This window comes from Streptomyces sp. NPDC051987 (genome assembly GCF_040680735.1).
GTDB lineage: Bacteria > Actinomycetota > Actinomycetes > Streptomycetales > Streptomycetaceae > Streptomyces.
Window position 1 is genome coordinate 1 of record NZ_JBFAXI010000196.1, and the last position, 2,290, is coordinate 2,290.

The window sequence follows — 2,290 nt, forward strand, 5'->3', positions numbered from 1 at the left end:
TGTCGGCGGCGGTTGAACCGTGACCCAGTTTGGTCGGTTGAGTTCTGACCCTCGCGTCGTCGGTGGTCTTGCTCAGTCGTTGCCGGCGGCGGTGGGGACGCGGCCGAGTTCGCGTCCTTTCATGCGGTAGGACTCGCCTTTGAGGGAGTGGACCTCGGCGTGGTGGACGAGTCGGTCGATCATGGCTGCTGCGACGGTCTCGTCACCGAAGGTTTCTCCCCAGCGTCCGAAGGGCTTGTTCGAGGTGACGATCACGCTGGCCCTTTCGTATCTGTTCGAGATGAGCTGGAAGAATAGGTTCGCGGCCTCGGCCTCGAACGGGATGTAGCCGACCTCGTCGATCACGATCAGCGGGTAGCGGCCGAGCTTGACCAGTTCGTCCTGGAGACGCCCGGCGTGGTGGGCGGCGGCCAGGCGGTCGACCCACTGGGCGGCGGTGGAGAATGCGACCCGGTGGCCGGCCTGGCAGGCCCTCACAGCAAGTCCGGTGGCCAGGTGCGTCTTGCCGGTGCCCGGGGGGCCGAGGAAGACGGCGTTCTCCTTGGCCGCTATGAAGTCCAATGTTCCCAGATGAGCGAGTTGTTGGCGCGTCAGGCCGCGCAGATGGGAAACGTCGAGTTCCTCGATGGTCTTGATCGCGGGGAAGCGGGCGGCGCGGATACGGCCCTCGCCGCCGTGGCTGTCACGGGCGGAGACCTCGCGCTGCAGGCAGGCGACCAGGTACTCGGTGTGGGTCCAGGACTCGGCCCGGGCCCGTTCGGCCAGGCGCTCGGCGGCGTCCAGCAGGGCGGGTGCTTTCAGAGCGCGGGCGAGGAAGGCCAGGTCGGCGGCGGTCTGACGGCCCGTGCGGGCCGCGGGGCCGTTCGTCTTGGCCGTGCCGGCCGACGTAGCGCCCGAGGCCGCGGGAGTGGGGCGGGACATCAGGTGTCCTCCTTCCCGCCACCGCCCTCGATGAGGGTGAACATGCGGTCGTAGGTGCCCAGCTCGCGCTGCTCAACCTCGATGCCGAGGCTGTCGGGGGCCAGGACTGCTGCCCTGGCGGTGGCGGCTCGGGCGGCCTGCTGGTGGATCACCTCGCCGCGCAGGCTCCGGGCCGCGGCCGCGTGCTCGGGGTCGGTGATCGACTGGTGTCTGGCCCAGCAGCGGGCATGGCGGGCCACCATATCGTCGCCGCAGGTCACGGTGATCTCCTCGGTGTCGGCACGGACCGTCACCGTCCTGCCGATCGCGCGGGGGTGGACGGAGTAGTCGTTGGTGTCGACGCGGACGTAGTGGTCGCGTCCGAGACGGGTGCGAGAGGGCCACCAGTGGGGCGGGGCGACCGGCGGGATCGGCAGCATCTCGGCGCGGTCGGCCTCCCAGCGGTCCACCGGCCGGGTGCCGATGATCCGGTGCTGTCGCCGGTTGGCGATCTTCAGCCAGGCCGCGAGCTGGGCGTTGAAGTCGTCGGGACCGGTGAACGTGCGGCCGGGAAGGAAGCTGGTCTCCAGGTATCCGTTCGCGCGCTCGACCAGGCCCTTGGCTTCCGGGTCGCGGGGGCGGCAGAGATGCACCCTGACGGCGAGCAGACCAGCGAAGGCGGCGAACTCGCTGGTCAGTCTGCCTTTCCCGACACCTGCCTCGTTGTCCCAGACCAGCATCTTCGGGACGGCCCCCCAGGCGGTCAGCAGGCGCCAGTGGCCGTCGATCAGGTCGCCGGTCTGCCGGGAGGGCAGCATCCGGGCGTTGATCACACGCGAGTAGCCGGAGACGATGACCAGGACCGGCGGCCTGCCCGACTGGCCGTAGCCGAGCGGGATGTCGGCCGGAGGGAACCACAGATCACACTGGGCGAGCTCACCGGGCTGGTAGACGGTCCGGGAGACCGGGTCCACGGGAAGGTAGGCCGGGCGCAGTTCGCGTACGCGTTCCTTGAGGATGGTCAGCCCACGTTCCCAGCCGATCCGCTCGGCGATCACGGTGGCGGGCATCGTCGGGGTCTGCTTGAGCAGCTCGCGGATGGCGGGTTCGACGGCGTCCACCGCCGAGCCCTTCAGCGGACGCTGGTAGACCGGCGGCCGGTCGGTGGCCAGGGCGCGTTTCACCGTGTTCTTCGAGATCCCCAGGTGACGGGCGATCGCCCGGATCGGCATCTGCTCGGCCCGGTGCAGCCGACGAATCTCAGCCCAGTCCTCCACGGAAATCACCCTCTCCTCCTGACCCCTCAATGAAGATCAGGATGATCAGACGATCGCGAGGTGGGTCACCGTTGATCCGCCGTTCAGCGGTCAGTTTTCACCCGTCGCCGACA

The 2,290-nt window shown here is 69.2% G+C and carries 2 protein-coding genes; both read right to left on the reverse strand.

Annotated features, from left to right (window positions below):
- Positions 1–72 precede the first annotated feature (72 nt).
- Positions 73–921, reverse strand: a complete 849-nt coding sequence (istB, locus tag AB0M11_RS41245) for an IS21-like element helper ATPase IstB (RefSeq protein WP_365714125.1) — start codon at positions 919–921, stop codon at positions 73–75.
- Positions 921–2,186, reverse strand: coding sequence for an IS21 family transposase (gene istA, locus AB0M11_RS41250; RefSeq protein WP_365714127.1), 1,266 nt, complete (start codon positions 2,184–2,186; stop codon positions 921–923). The genes istB and istA overlap by 1 nt, the downstream gene beginning before the upstream one ends.
- Positions 2,187–2,290: the final 104 nt, after the last annotated feature.

Excerpts from the sequence above, each read along its gene's own strand:
- istB (WP_365714125.1), bottom strand. The coding sequence starts at position 921 with ATGTCCCGCCCCACTCCCGCGGCCTCGGGCGCTACGTCGGCCGGCACG.